This window comes from Marinicella pacifica, assembly GCF_014636635.1.
Classification (GTDB): Bacteria; Pseudomonadota; Gammaproteobacteria; order Xanthomonadales; family Marinicellaceae; genus Marinicella; species Marinicella pacifica.
This window is the reverse complement of the sequence record NZ_BMEO01000001.1, coordinates 398,555-415,582: the sequence shown is the minus strand read 5'-3', so window position 1 is coordinate 415,582 and position 17,028 is coordinate 398,555. Positions and strand designations below refer to the sequence as shown.

Genomic DNA, 17,028 nt, shown 5'->3' with positions numbered 1-17,028 from the left:
GCTGCCGGAGAAATTTTCCGATGCGCTCCAAATTTGCCGCATAGCGCGGCGTTATGTCTTTCGCTTAACATTGCGGTAGAAATTTTCATGTGCGCCGAGAGCCATGAGTTCAAGAACAAGTGTGCCTTCGTTATAACTGTAACCTAAGAGGGTTAATTGTTTGTTCATTTTGAATTTATAAACACGCAAGAAGGCCAAATCACCCTTCTTTTGTTCTCCGATTTTGGGGTTTTTCATTAGTGCTTTGACGGCTAAATCAAGGTCTTTTTTCTGATTGGGTTTGAGTTTTTTAACCACTTTCTTGAAGGTGGGTGTTTGTAAGACTTGCGTGGCTTTAGTCAAAGTCATACGTCTCAAGTTTGCCGGCGTCGCGTTCGGCCTGAGCAATAATGGCTTGTTTAACAAATTCGTAGGGTAAATCGGGATTGTCTTCCATGATTTGGCCTATTTTTGCCCAATGCTCAATTTGCTTGGGTGTGCTGCGATTAAGGGCTTTTCCTATGATGGCGGCTTGTTCAATCAGTTCCTGATCTAAGCGAATACTGTTGCTGGGCATAATGATTTATATTTTTAAAAGTCACTAATTGTAGCAGGATGCGTCATATGTGGCAAGATGCTGCATTATAATGCGAGGATGTTAAACAGCCAAGTAGGATGGGTTCAGTCCATCAAAAATCCTTACCATTAAGCTCCTGAAGAAATTGCTTTTGCTAAGTCACGATTTGATGCGCCAACCGCCAGAAGTGATTTAATTAACAGATCCAGGCTCACCGAAGCATCACCCGATTCCATTTTCGCAACGCGTGATTGGCTTGAGTGAATTTCTTTTGCCAAAGCTGTCTGACTCATTTTTTTCTGGGTTCGCATTTCCTTCAAGCGCTTGGACAAAGAAAGCTTCAAGTCAATGTACGCAGCTTCTTCCGGACTAAGCGCCAAAAAATCTGCGGCTGAGCCTACTTTCCAGCCCTTGGCTTCAAGTTTTTTCTTTTTAGCTGCTTTCATCGTCATACCTCATATATCTTTCTTTACAAAGGGCTATAATCTTCTTTGGAGTCGTCTGGGTTTTCTTTGCAAATACCTCAGCAATCACAATGGCGTCATCGTCAATCCGGTACATGATTCGCCAAGTCACATCCTCATCAATGATACGAAGCTCATGACAATGTCGACCAATCGTCTTCATGGGTCGTGAGTGTGGCAGGCTTATTTTTTCACCTGACTGAAGTCTGCGAAGTAAAAACCCTGCTTCTAATCTGGCTTCTAATGAAAACGGCGGTGTTTTCACCTCGCCATGCAACCAAACCAGTGGTTTATCTTTTGGACTCATAACGGTTATAATATGTCAGATTTGACATGGAGTCAAGCAGTCAGGTGGGTTGGGCTGCGCGGTTCTCAGCCCAACTTACTAAAATTATCACCCACTCAAAGCCCGCACCACATCCAAAGTCGCTTTAGCCCGATTCAGGGTATAAAAGTGGATACCGGGGACGCTCTGTTCTAATAATTGCTGACACAGGCGGATGGTGTAGTCGGTGCCGAAGGCCTGGATGGCTTTGCGGTCGTCGCCGTAGCTTTGCAGTTTGTAGTGCAGCCAGCGGGGCATGTCGGTGCCGCAGAAGCCGCAGAAGCGTTTGATGTTACTGTAATTGGTGATGGGCATAATGCCCGGGGTGATGGGCACATCGATACCGTTTTTTTCGCATAAATCCACGTACTGGAAGTAGGCTTCGGGATTGAAAAAGAATTGGGTGATGGCGCGGTCGACGCCGGCGTTGACTTTGCGTTTAAAGTATTTCAGTTCAGTATCCAAAGATACAGATTCGGGGTGGACTTCGGGGTAGCAGCCGACGGTGATGTTAAACGTGTCGGGGAATTCCTGGTGGATAAATTCAATCAGTTCATTGGCGTAGCGGAAATAACCCACCGAACCCATGCCAGAAGGCACGTCACCGCGTAAGGCCAGAATATCAGTGATACCATGATCGAGGTATTTATTCAGTAATTTTTTAATGTCATCCGGGGTGCCGCCCATGCAGGATAAGTGTGGGATGACTTTCGGGGTGTCGTGTTGTTTTAAGCCAATCACGGTTTCAGCGGTGGCGGTGAGGGTGGAGCCGCCGGCGCCAAAGGTGACGGAGAAAAAATCCGGATGGGTTTCGCGGAGTTTTTTCTGGGTGTCTTTTAAGATGACTTTTTGCTCGTCGCTCTTGGGCGGGAAAAATTCATAGCTCAGACCAAATTTAGGTTTATTCATCATGGAACCTCATAAAAAAAGCCGAACGCGGGGGTCGGCTTTTGATTTCAAACGGTTTGTTGGTAACCGCACACATCAGTAACGGTAGTGCTCCGGCTTATAAGGGCCTTCAACGTCGACGCCGATGTATTTGGCTTGTTTTTCGGTCAAGGTGGTGAGTTTTGCACCAACGCGTTCTAAGTGCAGTTTTGCTACTTTTTCGTCCAAATGTTTCGGTAAGACATACACCTGGTTTTCATAGTTGTCGCCATTTTTAAACAATTCAATTTGTGCCAATACCTGGTTGGTGAATGAATTGGACATCACAAAACTTGGGTGACCGGTGCCACAGCCTAAGTTCACCAGACGGCCTTTGGCCAGTAAGATGATGCGTTTGCCGTCTTCGAAAATCACGTGGTCAACCTGGTCTTTAATACCTTCCCATTCGCAGTTTTTCTCTAAACTGGCCACATCGATCTCATTGTCAAAGTGGCCAATGTTACAGACGATGGCCTGGTCTTTCATGGCTTTCATGTGCTCGAAGTTAATAATCTGGTAGTTGCCGGTGGCGGTAACAAAGATATCGGCTTTATCCACCACATCATTTAAGTCCACGACTTTAAAGCCTTCCATCGCCGCTTGCAGGGCACAAATCGGATCGATTTCAGTGACCCAGACAATGGCGCCCAGTGCGCGTAATGATTCGGCGGAGCCTTTACCCACATCACCATAACCACAGACCACCGCAGTTTTACCGGCAATCATGACATCAGTGGCACGCTTTATGGCGTCCACCAGCGATTCGCGACAGCCGTAGAGGTTGTCAAATTTTGATTTGGTTACAGAGTCGTTGACGTTAATGGCCGGGAAGGGCAGTTCGCTGCCTTTAGCCATTTCGTACAACCGTTTCACACCGGTGGTGGTTTCTTCGGTTACGCCCTGAATTGAATCCAGGGTTTTTTGATACCAGCCCGGTTTGGTTTGCAGGCGTTTTTTAATTGACGCGTACAAGTAGGTTTCTTCTTCAGATTCGGGATTATCCAGAATGGACGCGTCTTTCTCGGCGCGGGCCCCTAAAATTAACAATAAGGTGGCATCACCACCGTCATCAAGAATCATATTCGGTGCGCCACCGTCAGACCATTCCATGATCTTATGGGTGTATTCCCAGTATTGTTCCAGGGTTTCGCCTTTAATGGCATAAACCGGAATGTCCTGGTCAACCATGGCGGCGGCCGCGTGATCCTGGGTGGAATAAATATTACAGGAGGCCCAACGGACATCGGCACCCAATGCGCGCAGGGTTTCAATCAGTACCGCCGTCTGGATGGTCATGTGCAGGGAGCCGGCGATGCGGGCACCTTTCAGTGGTTGCTGATCTTTGTATTCTTCACGAATCTGAACCAGACCCGGCATTTCGGTTTCGGCAATGCGAATTTCTTTATGGCCCCATTCAGCCAGGCCCAAATCGGCAATGGCGTAATCGGGTTGGAGGTTTTTTACGTTGTCTGTTGTCATAATTAACTCTTAAATTTTTTAATGTGAATGGGTTACTTAAGGCCGGCTTCTGAACGCAGTAAGTCGGCTTTATCGGTACGTTCCCAGGTTAAATCAATGTCGTCACGACCCATGTGGCCATATACGGATGTCTGTTGGTATATGGGTTTTAACAGATCAAGTGAGGTGATGATGCCATAGGGACGCAGGTCAAAATGGTCTTTAATCAGTTGTTCGATGGTGCTTTCAGGTACTTTGTTGGTGCCGAAGGTGGTGACACTGATGGATGTGGGTTCAGCCACGCCGATGGCGTAAGACACCTGAATTTCACAGCGATCGGCCAGGCCCGCGGCGACAATGTTCTTGGCCACATAACGACAGGCATAAGCCGCCGAACGGTCCACTTTTGACGGATCCTTACCGGAAAAGGCGCCACCACCGTGACGGGCCATGCCACCATAGGTGTCAACGATAATCTTGCGGCCGGTTAAGCCACAGTCACCCACCGGGCCGCCAATCACGAATTTGCCGGTTGGGTTAATATGATATTTGGTGTCTTTGGTCAGCCATTCAGCCGGCAGGACCGGTTTAATAATGGTTTCCATCACCGCTTCGCGCAGGTCAGGCAAACGCACATCTTCATCGTGTTGGGTGGATAACACCACCGCATCGATGGCCACCGGTTTATCATCTTCATAGCGGAAGGTGACTTGCGATTTGGCATCGGGTCGTAACCACGGCACCTGTTTGGCGCGGCGCACATCGGATTGTTGTTTCACCAGACGATGGGCAAAGGTAATTGGTGCCGGCATCAGGACATCGGTTTCATTCGAGGCATAGCCGAACATCAGGCCCTGGTCGCCGGCGCCTTGTTCTTCGGGTGATTTACGATCAACACCGATATTAATGTCATAGGACTGTTTACCGATGAGTGACATCACCGCACAGGTTTTACCGTCAAAGCCGACATCGGAAGAATCATAGCCGATACCGGTAATCACATCACGTACCAACTCATCAAGATCAATCCAGGTGTTGGTGGTGATTTCACCGGCAACAATGGCGGTGCCGGTTTTGACCATGGTTTCACAGGCCACACGGGCTTTGGGGTCATCTTTAATGATGGCGTCGAGGACGGCATCGGAAATTTGATCGGCCACTTTATCCGGATGGCCTTCGGATACAGATTCCGAGGTAAACAGGTGGTTGCTCATGGCAATATATCTCTTAATGCGAATAAAGAGATATATTGTATTTTTTTTTGGCTGAATGTCCAGTTTAAAAGACAATAAAGTGTAAATTAATACCCATAAGCCGTGATTGACTTGCAAAATTAGATGTCGCCTATATTTTGATTTATTGGATTTGTACTTATTAAGGGCTCTATGAAATTTATTAAAGGTGTTTTATCGGCACTTATTTTACTTATCAACACGCTGGTGATGGTCACGATTCTGATGTTGGTTGCATTGTTAAAACTGTTGATTCCGATTCGGGTCTTGCGGGTGTTATTTTCAAAAATCCTGGTGTTGATTGCAGAAACTTGGGTTGCCATCAACAGCCTGAGTTTTCGGTGCATTCATGGTTCAAAAATAGAAACAGCAGCTTTGCCCGAACTCAGTCGAGACGACTGGTATCTGGTGGTGGCGAATCATCAAAGCGTCACCGACATACCGGTTTTGCAGGCGGTGTTTAACCGCCGCATTCCATTTTTAAAATTCTTTTTAAAACAAGAACTGATCTGGGTGCCTTTTTTAGGTCTGGCCTGGTGGGCGCTGGATTTTCCCTTTATGAAACGTTACAGCCGGGAGACACTGGCGAAAAAACCACACCTTAAAGGCAAGGACATGGAAGCCACGCGAAAATCCTGTGAGCAGTTCAGACATTTTCCCACTTCAGTGATTAATTTTGTGGAAGGCACGCGTTTTACGCCGACTAAACATGACAAACAGAATTCTCCTTACCGCTACTTGCTGAAGCCCAAAGCCGGTGGAGTGGGTTTTGTGTTGGGTGCTTTGGGTGAAAAAATGCAAACTTTATTACTGGTGACGCTGGCCTATAAGCCGAAACCGCCAACCATGTGGCAGTATTTATCGGGCGATTTTGAAAAAGTTCGTATTAAAGTGGAGAAAATAGCGATTCCTGCCTCGCTTTTACAGAAAAATTACATGACGGATGCTAAATTCAAACAAGAACTGTTTAACTGGCTTGAGCAAATGTGGTATAAACAAGACAGTAACTTGGGTGATTTTTATGGACAATCAGACATTTAAAGTGGTTTTTAAAGGCAAAAAGGTGCGCGGCGTTGATGCAGACCAGGCACGTGCCAACTTTGCCAGGTTGTTTAAGATGCCGGCTGAAAAGGCGGCGGTCTTTTTCGATGGCAAAACCCGTGTGTTAAAAAAATCCCTGCCTATGGATAAAGCCAGTCACTTTCGAAGTGTCCTGAAAAAGGCCGGTATTCGGGTCAGTTTAGTCAAAAACGAAGTTGAGTCGGCCAATCAAAAACAAAAAGAATGGGAACTCAGTGAACCGGGGGTGGTTATTCTGCGACCGATACAACCGCCGGAAACCCACATAGAAACGTCTCATATTAAATTGTCACTTGATTTTGATCGCCTGGAAGACAAAGCGGGTGTCGAACCGCCCGAAGTAAACATTGATCATATTCGGATTTATGAAAATGCGGAAAAACCGATTGTTGAGCCAAAGGAAGTTGAAGTGCCTGACATAAATATTGATGAATTGTCCACAGCTGAGGTGGGTGCCATTATGGTGGACGCCAAACCAGTGGAGACACCGGATATACCGGTGGATGGCATTGAATTGGACGATTCCGATGAGCCGATTGTTAAAAAGGTTAAGCACAAAGAACCGGAAGTTGATATTTCTAATATTTCACTGGAAGTGGAAGATTAACCTGAGTATTCGGGTTAAAGCTTACATTCTTTTAAAAATTCATAATCAGCCTGACAAGCCGCTGCCACTTCGGCTTCGCGTTTGGTCAGTGGTGTGTCTTTTTTTCGGTAAGGTTTAAAACCGGTGGATTCAATCACCCGGTTATACCAATGACTGGCCCAGATGCCGTCTGAATCGCGATAGCCGGTTGGCCAGCTTAGCATGGCATCATCAAATGGAACCCCCAGTGCGATACATAATTTTTCTAAGGTATCTTTCGGCCGGTTTAATACATCCACAGATTCAATCACCGGCGGGTTTTGGTTCAGGTATTGCTGAACTTTGTTAAATATCTTAACCTGGCGACCATAGCCCAGGGCTTCGGCCGTTATGTTTGGGTATTTACGTACATAAGAACGGACCACGTCTTTCGGATCGCGGATAAGAAAAGCATGGCGAAAGGGTTTAATCAGATAATCGTTCACAAACGTCATATCAAGCATATGATGTGCCATGTGTTTTTGATAGAAAATATCGACTGCATCGGCTTGTGACGCCAATAATGTGTCTAAAACAGGCGCATATTCCCGGCCTTGATGTTTTATAACCGCTTCTTTCATCGGGTGATTTTCACCACTATGGGCTAAAAATGGGCCATAAAAAGGTTCGTCAATGACCACGGTGTCGGCGCGATTTTCCCAGGCGCGCATCATGGCAGTTGAGATGTTACGTGGTCCTGACCACATGGCAATGCGCGTTAGACTCATGATTTTCTGTGTTGTCTGACTTGTTCGTAAATCAAAGCCTGATAGCCGGTTTGGAGTTTTTTCATCACGGCATAGTGATCGGGTTCACCAATGTTACGGCCATCCACGGATACGACCGGTGTGACGCCGGCAAAGGTGCCGGTGATAAAGACCTCATCGGCACTGTAGACATCAAATAAAGAAAAGTTTTTCTGATGTACCGGGATGTTTAACTGGCTGCATAAATCAATTATTTTGCCCCGGGTAATGCCGCCGAGGCAAAAATCACCAGTGGACGTCCACACTTCACCGTCCACCACGATAAAAAAATGGGTGGAATTACAGGTGGCGACAAAACCATGCGGATCCAGCATGAGAGCCTCATCGGCCCCGGCTTCAATGGCCTGAATACAAGCCTGAATGCAATTGTGTTTCGAGTGTGAATTAATTTTATGGTCCTGGATGTCCGGATAACCGCGTCGAACATGGGCGGTGAATAATTTGACGCCCTGGTTTTTTTTGCGTGATGAGGGTGTTTTGTACTCCGGAATAATCACCACGGTGGTACCGGGCTCGGTGGCCGCCGGTGACTGATAGGGTGTGGTTTTTATGCCGCGGGTCACCATTAAACGTAAATGCACGTCATCATGCATGTCGTTGGCTTCCACCGTTTGGTACAGCATACGTTTAAAATCATCGGCACTGTACTCGAGATCCATGGCCAGCGCTTTAGCCCCTTTAAACAAGCGCTTTAAATGGTCATCAATAAACACCAGTACACCTTCATGCAAACGGGCACTTTCCCAAATGCCGTCACCCATAATAAAACCGCTGTCGAATACGGAGATTTTGGCATCCTTTCTGGGCACCATTTCGCCGTTAATATAAATAAGGACATCCTGATTGCGTGAATCGTTCTCTGCTGCGTGGCTGCCTGTTGTCATGGTGATTTTTAGATTAAAAAGTTTATGGTAGAATTTTTGGGTCGGTTTGGCAAATAAAATTTAGTCAGGGAGTCAAAGACAAGGGTAATAACATTTAGAGACCTCTGCATAAGTCGTGAATCATGTTAAAAAGTTTGAAAAGCTAAATTTCTGCGTTAGAAAACTAATCAATAGCCCTGCTATTACTCGCGTTTCCTGCCTTGAACTTTAGCTTTTCAATTCTTTTTTCCAAAGATCCAGACTTATGCAGAGGTCTCATTTAAGTGAGGCGGTTATAATGACAGTTCAGTTTTTGTGGTTTTTACTGGCGGTGTTCCTGCTGGTTTTGGGGTGGTCGGCTTATCAGCCGTATGATCTGGCGACCTGGGCATTGGAAGCGTTACCGGCGATTTTAGGGGCTGTCATTTTATTGCTAACGTTCCGGAGATTCCGTTTAACCGGATTGCTGTATGTGTTGATATTTTTACATGCCATTGTGTTGGTGGTTGGGGCACATTACACCTATGCCAGGGTGCCTTATTTTGACGGTTTTATGCAGTTTATTTGGCCGGAGCGCAATAACTACGATAAGCTGGGTCATTTTTTTCAGGGTCTGATGCCGGCGATATTGTGTCGGGAGTTGGTGGTTCGTTTTAATGTGTTTAATTCACGCGCCTGGATGAACTTTTTTATTGTCAGTTTTTGTCTGGGATTTTCGGCGTTTTATGAATTGATTGAGTGGTGGGTGGCTTTGCTGAGTGATGAGGCCAGTGAGTCATTTTTGGGAACACAAGGTTATGTTTGGGATACCCAGTCGGATATGTTTCTGGCTTTGATTGGGGCGGTATTGGCTTTGGGACTGTTTTCGCATTGGCATGACCGTCAGTTACGGGCATTAAGACAGTAAGCAGTCCAAAACCGCCTGGCGCATCAAGACGCCGTTACGGACTTGTTGCAGAATCACCGATTGAGGGCCATCAGCCACCGCAGAGCTGATTTCTATGCCGCGGTTTAAAGGACCCGGATGCATCACAATGGCATCTTTTTGGGCAAGGGAAAGTTTTTCCTGATCAAGACCATATTGAGCAAACCAGCGGTCGATATGCAGCGATTCATGTTGTTCAAAACGTTCTTTCTGGATGCGCAGCATTACCACCACGTCTGTCTGATCTAAAGCAGCACGCATATCCGGTGCTTTTAAAGGGGTATATGGCTCAGGGATTAAATGATCAGGACCATACACATGGATGTTTGATGTGCCCAGCGTGGTCAGGCCGTCAATCAATGATTTGGCCACACGTGAGTGTTTAATGTCGCCGATAATGACCACTTTGAGCCCCTCAAAACGGCTTTTGTGCTGACCGATGGTGTAAAGATCCAATAAAGCCTGGGTGGGGTGTTGGTTCTGGCCATCGCCGGCGTTAATCAGGTGTACGTTTTCGGGCAATAAATCCACGATGTCCCTGTGGACATGGTCTTTGGGGTGTCTCATTACCAGCGCATCCGGGGCCATGGCAGCAATGGTTTGGATGGTGTCGGTAAAACTTTCACCTTTCTGGGCCGATGAATGCTGTAAGGGTAAGTTGAATACAGACGCCCCCAGCGCATCAGCGGCCAACTGAAAAGACAGTAGCGTGCGCGTGGAATTTTCATAAAATAAACACACCACCTGACGTCCGGTTAAGCGTTGAATACGTTCTGTTGAAGTTAATGCTTTGAGCTTGTCGGCCCGTTCAAACAGTTGTTTCAGGTCGGTTTTGCTCAGGTCTTTAATGTCCAGTAAATGTTTCATGATGTTTGCTGATCAAACCAGGATTGTAAAATGATGGCCGCAGCCTGGGCATCTAAAATGTTTTTATGCTTGGCCTTGCGGGTGTTTTGGGCGCGTTGTTGTTGGAAACTGCGTTCCGCTTCATAGGAGCTTAAGCGTTCATCGCTCAATGCAACAGGTCGTTGGGTTTGGTGGCGAAGTTTATTGGCAAAGTTTTTGACCTGTCGGGTAATGAGTTGTTCTTCACCATCCATGGTTAAAGGAAAACCCAAAACGATTAAATCAATGTGCCATTCATGCACCACTTGTTGTATCTGGTTTAAGGTATCTTTGTTATTGCCAATCACTTTTAAGGGGTTGGCGGTGGCAGTCAGGGTTTGACCAACAGCCAGGCCGATGCGTTTGTGGCCGTAGTCAATACCCAGCACGGTCTTAGGCATGGCCGCCTGTATCTACCAGCTGGTGGGGCTTGATGCCCAGTAAGGCCAAGGCCTTTGACCATTTGTTTTCACTCAGGTCAAACACCAGATTCTCATCCACCGGTCCCGAGAGCCAATCATTGTTGGTGATTTCCTCCTCCAGCTGCCCGGCATCCCAGGTGGCGCAGCCAAGTGTCATCAGCCACTCACCCTTAAGGTTATTTTCGGCGATGGCCTGAATAATGTCTTTTGAGGTGGTCAAGGCCAGAGAAGGGGTGAGTTGTAAAGAGCTGTCAAATTGTTTTTCGCCCCGATGCAAAATAAAACCGCATTCGGCATTCACCGGGCCGCCGTCAAAAACCGGCTGATTATTGACCGCCCGGTTTTTTTCAATATTCAGTCCAATCAAAACCTCTTCAAAATCAATGTCACTCATGCGATTCACACGGATGCCCATGGCCCCGTGTTCATTGTGTTCGCAAATCAAAATCACGGCCTCTGAAAACCGTTCATCCGGCATATGGGGTTGGGCGATTAAAAATTGATTGGTTAAATTCATTTTTGTCTCAGTAAATGACCGGGTAGAAACTGCCATGTGCGGGTGATATATAAAATATCAACCGGTTCCTGAGTTTCCGGAAGTGGCTCAAAAGGTTGTGCCAACTCCACGATGTGCTTGGCGGCTTCATTTAAAAATCGGTATTTTGATGGTTTTATGATTTTAATTTCATGCAATGAGCCGTCTTTGTTGATGCCCACCGTGAGCATCACTTCACCCTGGAATGATTTTTTTTTGGCCTTTTCAGGGTAGTTTAAATCGCCGGTTCGTTCAATGGTTTTCACCCATTTATTAATGTAGGGCGCATATTCATAGGCTTTGGTGCTGCTGGAAACATATTTGGTGCGGGGTTTTTTGGCGTAGCGTTGTATTTTTCGGGCAATTTCCTCTTTCATTTGCGCCAGTTTCTGTTGTTTTAAATTGTTTTGATGTTCTTGCGGACTCGGTTTTCGCGGTTGTTGCTGTTTTTCTGAGACGCGCTTGTGTTCCGCGTTTGTCTGGGTTATCACAGCGGTATCTTGTTGTTGTGTGCTTTTTTGCTGAGCGTTTGTCTGCTGTTTTGACAGGCCTTCTGGATTGACTGCAGGGCCACTTGCAATGTCAGTCGGCCGGCTCTTATTCTCTGTCTGACCACCTCCCAACTGATTGTTGGCAGACAGATAATCGGCTTTTTCGGGAATATCCGTGTGGGTTTTTTGGGTCAGAATGACATCCATACTATGAATCACGTGGGGCGAACGCGATTGAAATGAAAAGGATACCCCGAGAATAACCATGGCCAAAAGCAACACCGCCAATGTAAAGGTCATGACATTTTTGTCTTTGACAGTGATGCGACGGTCATTCATAACAGGGTTTCTAAGGTGTCGATCAGATCACCTGCAATATCCAATCCGTAGATTTGATCAAGTTCACGGATGCAGGTAGGACTGGTGACATTGATTTCTGTGAGGTAATCACCGATCACATCAATCCCCGCGAACACGATACCCATGGATTTTAACACCGGCCCCACGGCTTCACAGATGGCATAATCGCGCCGGCTTAGTTCCACACCTGCTCCTCGACCTCCTTTAGCTAAATTACCACGAAAATCGTGTGACGAAGGGATACGGGCCAGTGCATAGGGAACGGGCTCACCCTGAATCAGCAAAATACGTTTATCACCGGCACTGATTTCGGGAATGAATTTTTGCACAATTGTGGTTTTTGTGCCGTTTTGTGTCACTGTCTCCAAAATCACGTTGAGGTTTTTATCATTTTTGGAAGTTTTGAAAATGGATTGCCCGCCCATACCGTCCATGGGTTTAATAATAACCTCATCCAAATCATGAACCGCTTGTCGGAGTAATTCAGGGTTGCGGCTGATACGATTAGCCGGTGTGAAATCGGTAAAAAATTCAGTAAAAAATTTCTCGTTAGCATCCCGCAAAGCCTGTGATTTGTTAAACACCAACACCCCTTGTTTTTCGGCCAGTTCAAGTATATAAGTGTCCATGATGTATTCCATGTCAAAGGGCGGGTCCTTACGCATGGCAAGGCAATCGAACTCAGTCAGGGGTTTGGTTTTGACGGTGTCCAGGGAATAATAATCGTGGCTTTGATCGGTCACGGTTATGGTTTGACACAGGGCGGCCGGGCAGCCGGCTGAGGTGTATAAATCCTCGGGTCGGATATAGTCTATTTGATGACCGCGTTTTTGGGCGGCCAGTAGCATCGCAAATGTTGAATCTTTGTGCGGTTTGATGGATTCAATGGGGTCCATCACGAAGGCTATTTTCATTTTTTATCCGGTTAATAAATTGTTAATTGTCTCGAATTATAATATGCTAATGACGAGATTTTACCGCACCCGATAAAATCTTATCAGGGATAATGCCGTTCAATGGCGAAAATTCATGATGAATTGTAAACGTCAGGCATAATTATTGTCACTGTGTACCGTTTTTTTTGCGTTGTCATGGTTGTCATGTAAAAAATGAGGAATAAAAAGGGTATTTTGAGAAAATTGTTTTGTAATCGTCAATTAAATCGGTTATTTTCTTGAGAATGACATACTTAGACGATTTAGTTAATAATAAATGTAAAATGTTAAACGTCGAATAATATTGCTAATGAGCTTGGAGAGAATATGAATTTAGAAGGTCTTAAAGTGATGGTTATTGACGACAGTAAAACCATCCGCAGAACCGCCGAAACACTCTTAAAAAAAGAAGGTTGTGACGTCATTAGTGTTGATAATGGTTATGAAGCCCTGTCCCAAATTGCCGATTTAAATCCAGATATTATTTTTGTGGATATTATGATGCCGCGTCTTGATGGCTATAAAACCTGTGCCTTAATTAAAATGAACAGTGAACATAAATCCACGCCGGTGATTATGTTGTCCAGTAAAGACGGTTTATTTGATAAAGCTAAAGGCCGGGTGGTGGGTGCCGAAGAATATTTGACCAAACCATTTACCAAGGAAGAATTGATTGACGCCATCGAAAAACATGTGAAACAGGATTAATCATCATGACCAAGCAAATCATTAAACCATTTGAGTTGTTGCTACAATATGAGCAACGAAGCCTGGCCCATGCATTGAGTGCCACCAGTGATGAGGCCGATCGGGGTGACTGGTCAGGCATTGGATTCAGAATTGGTGATTTTCATCTGGTGGCCGAAGTGGATGATGTTAATGAGGTGGTTATTTTGCCGGAGTTAATCCGTATTCCGGGCATTGATACCTGGGTGCTGGGCCTGGTAAATATTCGAAGCAACCTCATACCCGCCATTGATTTAAAAGCATTTTTAACCGATGAATCAGCCAAAATCACCAAACACAGCCGCATGTTGGTTATTAACCAACCGGGTGGTCAGGCCGGCCTGGTGGTGGATGAAGTGTTTGGTCAACGTCATTTTAATGTCAGCGACCGGCAAGATGTTGAGGGCGATGATGATTCCCGGGTTTATTTATATTGTGATAAGTATTTCAGTCATGATGGGGTGACTTGGAATGTGTTTGAGATTGATCATCTGGTCTCTGACATTAAATTCCAGAATGCCGCCGTTTAGTTTAATAGAGGTAGTGATAATATGAGCAGTGCAGCTGTAGATATAGACCAACGAACACGTACCCTGCCCTTATGGCAGTTGATGGTGTTGGTAATTTTGGTAATGGCTTTCTTTGGTCATTCTGTGTGGCTGGCCTCGGTGGAGTCGAACCGGGCTGAACAGATTCAGGAAGTGGATAAGATTAACATCAAAGCCCAGCAGTTGTCGCAATATGCGCAACGGGCCAGTGGTGGTGACATCGACGCCTTTGATGCGCTGATAAATGAACGCCGCATTATCAATGATACGGTTAACTCTTTAGATAACGGTGGACCGAGTTATCCGGCATTACCGGTTGCCGTGAGTCCTCAGTTCAGCGCCCTCAAGGAAAATTGGCAAAGCATCAACGCCAATACATTGGTCATTATCGAACAAAGAGATCGCATTGTTGAACTGGCGGATATATCAGATAAATTCGCCTCTGAAATCCCGATTCTGCAAGCCAGTTCAGATGCTGTGGTTAAACGGCTGGTGGCGATAAACGGTGATCGCGATTTAATTTATCTGGCTTCGCAACAGCTGGTTTTGGCGGATCGGATGTTACGACGCATGAGTGAAATCCTAAAAGGGGGTGCAGCTTCCATTCAGGCGGCGGATAGTTTGGACACAGATGCCAAACGTTTTCAGGAAGTGCTGAATATTATGTTTAATGGTTCAGATGACATTGATGCCATTTCAGATGACCGTGCGATTGAATCACTGGGTGAAGTGTTCAGTGCTTTTGACAGTGTGCAAGAGGATATATCGACTGTTTTGGGGGCCATGGAATTATTTGATGCGCAAACAGCGGCTTCAGACATCGAAATCGATGTGGAGTTGTTTGTTACCAATGCCGAACAGTTACGCAACGGCCTGAACAATATTAGACAAACGGTGCCCTCTGAATTGATTGGTTGGGTGATTGCCGGCTTGTCTTTCCTGTGGTTGCTGTGGATATTCAGAACCTTGTCTCGCAATGACCGGGTCCGGGCAGCGGTAGCCCAAGAACAAAATGAACGAAACCAACAGGCGATTTTACGCTTACTGGATGAGATGGGTTCATTGGCGGATGGTGACCTGACGGTGAATGCCACCGTATCTGAGGACATCACCGGCGCCATTGCAGACTCGGTTAACTTTGCGATTGAAGCCTTGCGTTCATTGGTAAAAACCATTAATGATGCTTCAGTGGGTGTGACATCGGCGGCACAGGAAGCACAAGCCACGGCGATGCATCTGGCGGAAGCTTCTGAACATCAAGCCACCCAGATCACCAATGCTTCAGCGGCGATTAATGAAATTGCGGTGTCCATTGACGAGGTGTCTAAAAACTCTTTGGAGTCGGCCGACGTGGCACAAAGATCGGTATTGATTGCCCACAACGGGGCCGAAGTGGTGCGTGACACGATTAAAGGTATGAACAACATCCGAACCCAAATTCAGGATACTTCAAAACGAATTAAACGCCTGGGTGAAAGTTCTCAGGAAATTGGTAACATCGTAGAATTGATTAACGACATTGCCGAACAAACCAATATTTTGGCATTGAATGCCGCCATTCAGGCGGCCTCATCCGGTGAGTCCGGACGTGGTTTTGCGGTGGTGGCCGATGAAGTACAGCAATTGGCGGAACGGGCTTCCAGTGCGACCCGACAGATTGAGGGCATTGTGAAAACCATTCAAACCGATACCAACGAAGCGGTTAAATCTATGGAGCAAACGACCACTGAGGTGGTGGGTGGTGCCCGGAAGGCGGAGGATGCCGGTGAGGCTTTGACCGAAATTGAAACGGTATCAAATGACCTGGCGGAACTGATTCAGAATATTTCAGAAGCCGCCCGTCAGCAATCGGTGGCAGCCACCAATATTTCCGGAACCATGAACGTGATTCAAGAGATTACCACACAAACATCTGCCGGTACCCAACAAACGGCCGAGTCGATTGGTAATCTGGTGGAACTGGCTACTGAACTGAGAAAATCAGTTGAAGACTTTAAATTACCGGAAGATGAATTTTATTAATAGATTGCCGTGCAATTGAAATGTATCAAATGTATAAACAGCAACCGTTTGTTCAGATATCGCCACTGACCGAAGCCGAATACCAACGTTGGGCCGGATTATTGGCAGAGCGTCTGGGGATTATTGTTCCCAAAGAGCGCAAAATGTTCCTGCAATCCAAGATATGGTCACGGATGCGTGAAATCGGCTACCAGCGTTATGATAAATACTGGGCGTTTATCAACTCGGGTGTTGAAGGCAATCTGGAGTGGTCCCAACTGGTCGATCGACTGACGGTTCATGAAACCTCTTTTTTCAGACACCAGCCATCTTTTGAACTGGTGGCTGAAGATATTCAGTCACATTTAGCGGACTGTGATGATGTCTTAAAGTACAAGATGTGGTCAGTCAGTTGCGCCACTGGTGAAGAGGCTTATTCTCTGGCTTTGGTGGCCCATCATATCTGTCAACAAACCGACAAGAAATGCTATTATGGGGTGACAGCCACGGATGTCAGCAGTCCTGCCATTGCCTTGGCCAAACAAGGCATTTACGGCATCGACAAAAAAAAGCAAATCAATGACATTTATCATCCTTATTTAAATGAATTAAATAAGGAAATGTTCACACTGTCCGCAAAAATTAAGCGTCGCATCGCGTTTGGTGTGTTTAATTTACTGGATGTTAAACGGCCTTCGCAGGTCAAATACGATTTAATTTATTGTCAGCATGTGCTGATGTATTTTGAGCGCCACGTGCGGCGACAAATTTTAGATGGATTGGTGACCCACTTAAATCGCGGTGGATTATTAATTCTGGGTCAAACTGAGATCAATGCATGGTCACACGCAGACATGCAACGGGTAGAAAAAGGGCGAACTTTGGCATTTAGGCTGACATAAT

Annotated in this window: 20 protein-coding genes and 1 pseudogene; 7 read left to right on the top strand and 14 right to left on the bottom strand. The window is 46.1% G+C overall.

The features are described from left to right. Positions 1 to 51 precede the first annotated feature (51 nt). From IEV16_RS01810 to metK, 7 genes are all read right to left on the bottom strand, one after another. Positions 52 to 348 (bottom strand): type II toxin-antitoxin system RelE/ParE family toxin, encoded by a 297-nt coding sequence (locus tag IEV16_RS01810; RefSeq protein ID WP_443093934.1) that lies wholly within the window; start codon positions 346 to 348, stop codon positions 52 to 54. Further along, positions 335 to 556, bottom strand: a complete 222-nt coding sequence (locus IEV16_RS01805; protein WP_188363947.1) for a TA system antitoxin ParD family protein — start codon at positions 554 to 556, stop codon at positions 335 to 337. The genes IEV16_RS01810 and IEV16_RS01805 overlap by 14 nt, the downstream gene beginning before the upstream one ends. Before the next feature lie 128 nt (positions 557 to 684). Further along, positions 685 to 1,002: a helix-turn-helix domain-containing protein gene (locus IEV16_RS01800; RefSeq protein WP_188363946.1), complete on the bottom strand. Its 318-nt coding sequence runs from the start codon at positions 1,000 to 1,002 to the stop codon at positions 685 to 687. Next, positions 989 to 1,327, bottom strand: coding sequence for a type II toxin-antitoxin system RelE/ParE family toxin (locus tag IEV16_RS01795; RefSeq protein WP_188363945.1), 339 nt, complete (start codon positions 1,325 to 1,327; stop codon positions 989 to 991). The genes IEV16_RS01800 and IEV16_RS01795 overlap by 14 nt, the downstream gene beginning before the upstream one ends. Positions 1,328 to 1,414: 87 nt before the next feature. After that, positions 1,415 to 2,257 carry a methylenetetrahydrofolate reductase [NAD(P)H] gene (metF, locus tag IEV16_RS01790; RefSeq protein WP_188363944.1) on the bottom strand — a complete coding sequence of 281 codons (843 nt, stop codon included), beginning with the start codon at positions 2,255 to 2,257 and terminating at the stop codon, positions 1,415 to 1,417. Positions 2,258 to 2,329: 72 nt separating this feature from the next. Continuing rightward, complete coding sequence (gene ahcY, locus IEV16_RS01785; protein WP_188363943.1) at positions 2,330 to 3,751, bottom strand: adenosylhomocysteinase; 1,422 nt, start codon at positions 3,749 to 3,751, stop codon at positions 2,330 to 2,332. 32 nt (positions 3,752 to 3,783) lie between these two features. Further along, on the bottom strand, positions 3,784 to 4,944 hold the full coding sequence (gene metK / locus IEV16_RS01780; protein WP_188363942.1) for a methionine adenosyltransferase: 1,161 nt from the start codon (positions 4,942 to 4,944) through the stop codon (positions 3,784 to 3,786). A 171-nt stretch (positions 4,945 to 5,115) separates the two neighbouring features. Between metK and yihG the strand changes: the two genes are divergently transcribed. Both yihG and IEV16_RS01770 read left to right on the top strand, forming a co-directional pair. Beyond that, positions 5,116 to 6,003, top strand: a complete 888-nt coding sequence (yihG, locus tag IEV16_RS01775) for a 1-acylglycerol-3-phosphate O-acyltransferase, YihG family (RefSeq protein ID WP_188363941.1) — start codon at positions 5,116 to 5,118, stop codon at positions 6,001 to 6,003. Next, the gene (locus IEV16_RS01770; protein ID WP_188363940.1) at positions 5,984 to 6,649 is read left to right on the top strand and encodes a hypothetical protein; all 666 of its coding nucleotides are present in this window, start codon (positions 5,984 to 5,986) and stop codon (positions 6,647 to 6,649) included. The genes yihG and IEV16_RS01770 overlap by 20 nt, the downstream gene beginning before the upstream one ends. Positions 6,650 to 6,663: 14 nt before the next feature. Here IEV16_RS01770 and IEV16_RS01765 read toward each other — a convergent pair whose 3' ends face one another. Further along, entirely contained in the window at positions 6,664 to 7,395 is a 732-nt protein-coding gene (locus IEV16_RS01765) for a sulfotransferase-like domain-containing protein (protein WP_188363939.1), read from the bottom strand. Beyond that, entirely contained in the window at positions 7,392 to 8,318 is a 927-nt protein-coding gene (locus IEV16_RS01760; RefSeq protein WP_188363938.1) for an aminotransferase class IV, read from the bottom strand. The genes IEV16_RS01765 and IEV16_RS01760 overlap by 4 nt, the downstream gene beginning before the upstream one ends. Before the next feature lie 277 nt (positions 8,319 to 8,595). Between IEV16_RS01760 and IEV16_RS01755 the strand changes: the two genes are divergently transcribed. Then, positions 8,596 to 9,204: a DUF2238 domain-containing protein gene (locus IEV16_RS01755; protein ID WP_188363937.1), complete on the top strand. Its 609-nt coding sequence runs from the start codon at positions 8,596 to 8,598 to the stop codon at positions 9,202 to 9,204. On the opposite strand, the gene IEV16_RS01750 is transcribed toward IEV16_RS01755, so the two are convergent. Genes IEV16_RS01750 through gshB form a run of 5 tightly spaced genes read right to left on the bottom strand, consistent with a single transcriptional unit; the run spans position 9,193 to position 12,829 of the window. Then, on the bottom strand, positions 9,193 to 10,089 hold the full coding sequence (locus IEV16_RS01750; protein WP_188363936.1) for an aspartate carbamoyltransferase catalytic subunit: 897 nt from the start codon (positions 10,087 to 10,089) through the stop codon (positions 9,193 to 9,195). The two genes, IEV16_RS01755 and IEV16_RS01750, sit on opposite strands and share 12 nt — an antisense overlap. Continuing rightward, positions 10,086 to 10,508, bottom strand: a complete 423-nt coding sequence (gene ruvX / locus IEV16_RS01745; RefSeq protein WP_188363935.1) for a Holliday junction resolvase RuvX — start codon at positions 10,506 to 10,508, stop codon at positions 10,086 to 10,088. Before ruvX ends, IEV16_RS01750 begins: the two co-directional genes overlap by 4 nt. Beyond that, the gene (locus tag IEV16_RS01740) at positions 10,501 to 11,046 is read right to left on the bottom strand and encodes a YqgE/AlgH family protein (protein WP_188363934.1); all 546 of its coding nucleotides are present in this window, start codon (positions 11,044 to 11,046) and stop codon (positions 10,501 to 10,503) included. Before IEV16_RS01740 ends, ruvX begins: the two co-directional genes overlap by 8 nt. After that, a complete protein-coding gene (locus tag IEV16_RS01735) occupies positions 11,043 to 11,894 on the bottom strand; it encodes an energy transducer TonB family protein (protein ID WP_188363933.1) in 852 nt (283 codons plus the stop codon). Before IEV16_RS01735 ends, IEV16_RS01740 begins: the two co-directional genes overlap by 4 nt. Then, positions 11,891 to 12,829, bottom strand: a complete 939-nt coding sequence (gshB, locus tag IEV16_RS01730) for a glutathione synthase (RefSeq protein WP_188363932.1) — start codon at positions 12,827 to 12,829, stop codon at positions 11,891 to 11,893. Before gshB ends, IEV16_RS01735 begins: the two co-directional genes overlap by 4 nt. 348 nt (positions 12,830 to 13,177) lie before the next feature. Between gshB and pilG the strand changes: the two genes are divergently transcribed. The 4 genes and pseudogenes from pilG to IEV16_RS01710 all read left to right on the top strand — a co-directional run bounded on the left by pilG (position 13,178) and on the right by IEV16_RS01710 (position 17,027). Then, positions 13,178 to 13,558 (top strand): twitching motility response regulator PilG, encoded by a 381-nt coding sequence (gene pilG / locus IEV16_RS01725; protein WP_188363931.1) that lies wholly within the window; start codon positions 13,178 to 13,180, stop codon positions 13,556 to 13,558. Positions 13,559 to 13,563: 5 nt separating this feature from the next. Continuing rightward, positions 13,564 to 14,106, top strand: coding sequence for a chemotaxis protein CheW (locus tag IEV16_RS01720; RefSeq protein WP_188363930.1), 543 nt, complete (start codon positions 13,564 to 13,566; stop codon positions 14,104 to 14,106). 1,023 nt (positions 14,107 to 15,129) lie between these two features. After that, positions 15,130 to 16,146: pseudogene (locus IEV16_RS13580) on the top strand (methyl-accepting chemotaxis protein); the annotation flags it as partial. A 29-nt stretch (positions 16,147 to 16,175) separates the two neighbouring features. Further along, positions 16,176 to 17,027, top strand: coding sequence for a CheR family methyltransferase (locus IEV16_RS01710; RefSeq protein WP_188363928.1), 852 nt, complete (start codon positions 16,176 to 16,178; stop codon positions 17,025 to 17,027). The last annotated feature ends 1 nt before the right edge of the window (position 17,028 follow it).

What these genes read in the sequence shown, in the direction of transcription:
- yihG (WP_188363941.1), top strand. Translation starts at nt 5,116, where the DNA reads ATGAAATTTATTAAAGGTGTTTTATCGGCACTTATTTTACTTATCAAC.
- metF (WP_188363944.1), bottom strand. Translation starts at nt 2,257, where the DNA reads ATGATGAATAAACCTAAATTTGGTCTGAGCTATGAATTTTTCCCGCCC.
- IEV16_RS01760 (WP_188363938.1), bottom strand. Translation starts at nt 8,318, where the DNA reads ATGACAACAGGCAGCCACGCAGCAGAGAACGATTCACGCAATCAGGAT.
- pilG (WP_188363931.1), top strand. Translation starts at nt 13,178, where the DNA reads ATGAATTTAGAAGGTCTTAAAGTGATGGTTATTGACGACAGTAAAACC.
- metK (WP_188363942.1), bottom strand. Translation starts at nt 4,944, where the DNA reads ATGAGCAACCACCTGTTTACCTCGGAATCTGTATCCGAAGGCCATCCG.
- IEV16_RS01750 (WP_188363936.1), bottom strand. Translation starts at nt 10,089, where the DNA reads ATGAAACATTTACTGGACATTAAAGACCTGAGCAAAACCGACCTGAAA.
- IEV16_RS01720 (WP_188363930.1), top strand. Translation starts at nt 13,564, where the DNA reads ATGACCAAGCAAATCATTAAACCATTTGAGTTGTTGCTACAATATGAG.
- gshB (WP_188363932.1), bottom strand. Translation starts at nt 12,829, where the DNA reads ATGAAAATAGCCTTCGTGATGGACCCCATTGAATCCATCAAACCGCAC.
- ruvX (WP_188363935.1), bottom strand. Translation starts at nt 10,508, where the DNA reads ATGCCTAAGACCGTGCTGGGTATTGACTACGGCCACAAACGCATCGGC.
- IEV16_RS01735 (WP_188363933.1), bottom strand. Translation starts at nt 11,894, where the DNA reads ATGAATGACCGTCGCATCACTGTCAAAGACAAAAATGTCATGACCTTT.
- IEV16_RS01770 (WP_188363940.1), top strand. Translation starts at nt 5,984, where the DNA reads ATGGACAATCAGACATTTAAAGTGGTTTTTAAAGGCAAAAAGGTGCGC.
- IEV16_RS01800 (WP_188363946.1), bottom strand. Translation starts at nt 1,002, where the DNA reads ATGAAAGCAGCTAAAAAGAAAAAACTTGAAGCCAAGGGCTGGAAAGTA.
- IEV16_RS01755 (WP_188363937.1), top strand. Translation starts at nt 8,596, where the DNA reads ATGACAGTTCAGTTTTTGTGGTTTTTACTGGCGGTGTTCCTGCTGGTT.
- IEV16_RS01805 (WP_188363947.1), bottom strand. Translation starts at nt 556, where the DNA reads ATGCCCAGCAACAGTATTCGCTTAGATCAGGAACTGATTGAACAAGCC.
- IEV16_RS01740 (WP_188363934.1), bottom strand. Translation starts at nt 11,046, where the DNA reads ATGAATTTAACCAATCAATTTTTAATCGCCCAACCCCATATGCCGGAT.
- ahcY (WP_188363943.1), bottom strand. Translation starts at nt 3,751, where the DNA reads ATGACAACAGACAACGTAAAAAACCTCCAACCCGATTACGCCATTGCC.
- IEV16_RS01710 (WP_188363928.1), top strand. Translation starts at nt 16,176, where the DNA reads ATGTATAAACAGCAACCGTTTGTTCAGATATCGCCACTGACCGAAGCC.
- IEV16_RS01810 (WP_443093934.1), bottom strand. Translation starts at nt 348, where the DNA reads ATGACTTTGACTAAAGCCACGCAAGTCTTACAAACACCCACCTTCAAG.
- IEV16_RS01765 (WP_188363939.1), bottom strand. Translation starts at nt 7,395, where the DNA reads ATGAGTCTAACGCGCATTGCCATGTGGTCAGGACCACGTAACATCTCA.
- IEV16_RS01795 (WP_188363945.1), bottom strand. Translation starts at nt 1,327, where the DNA reads ATGAGTCCAAAAGATAAACCACTGGTTTGGTTGCATGGCGAGGTGAAA.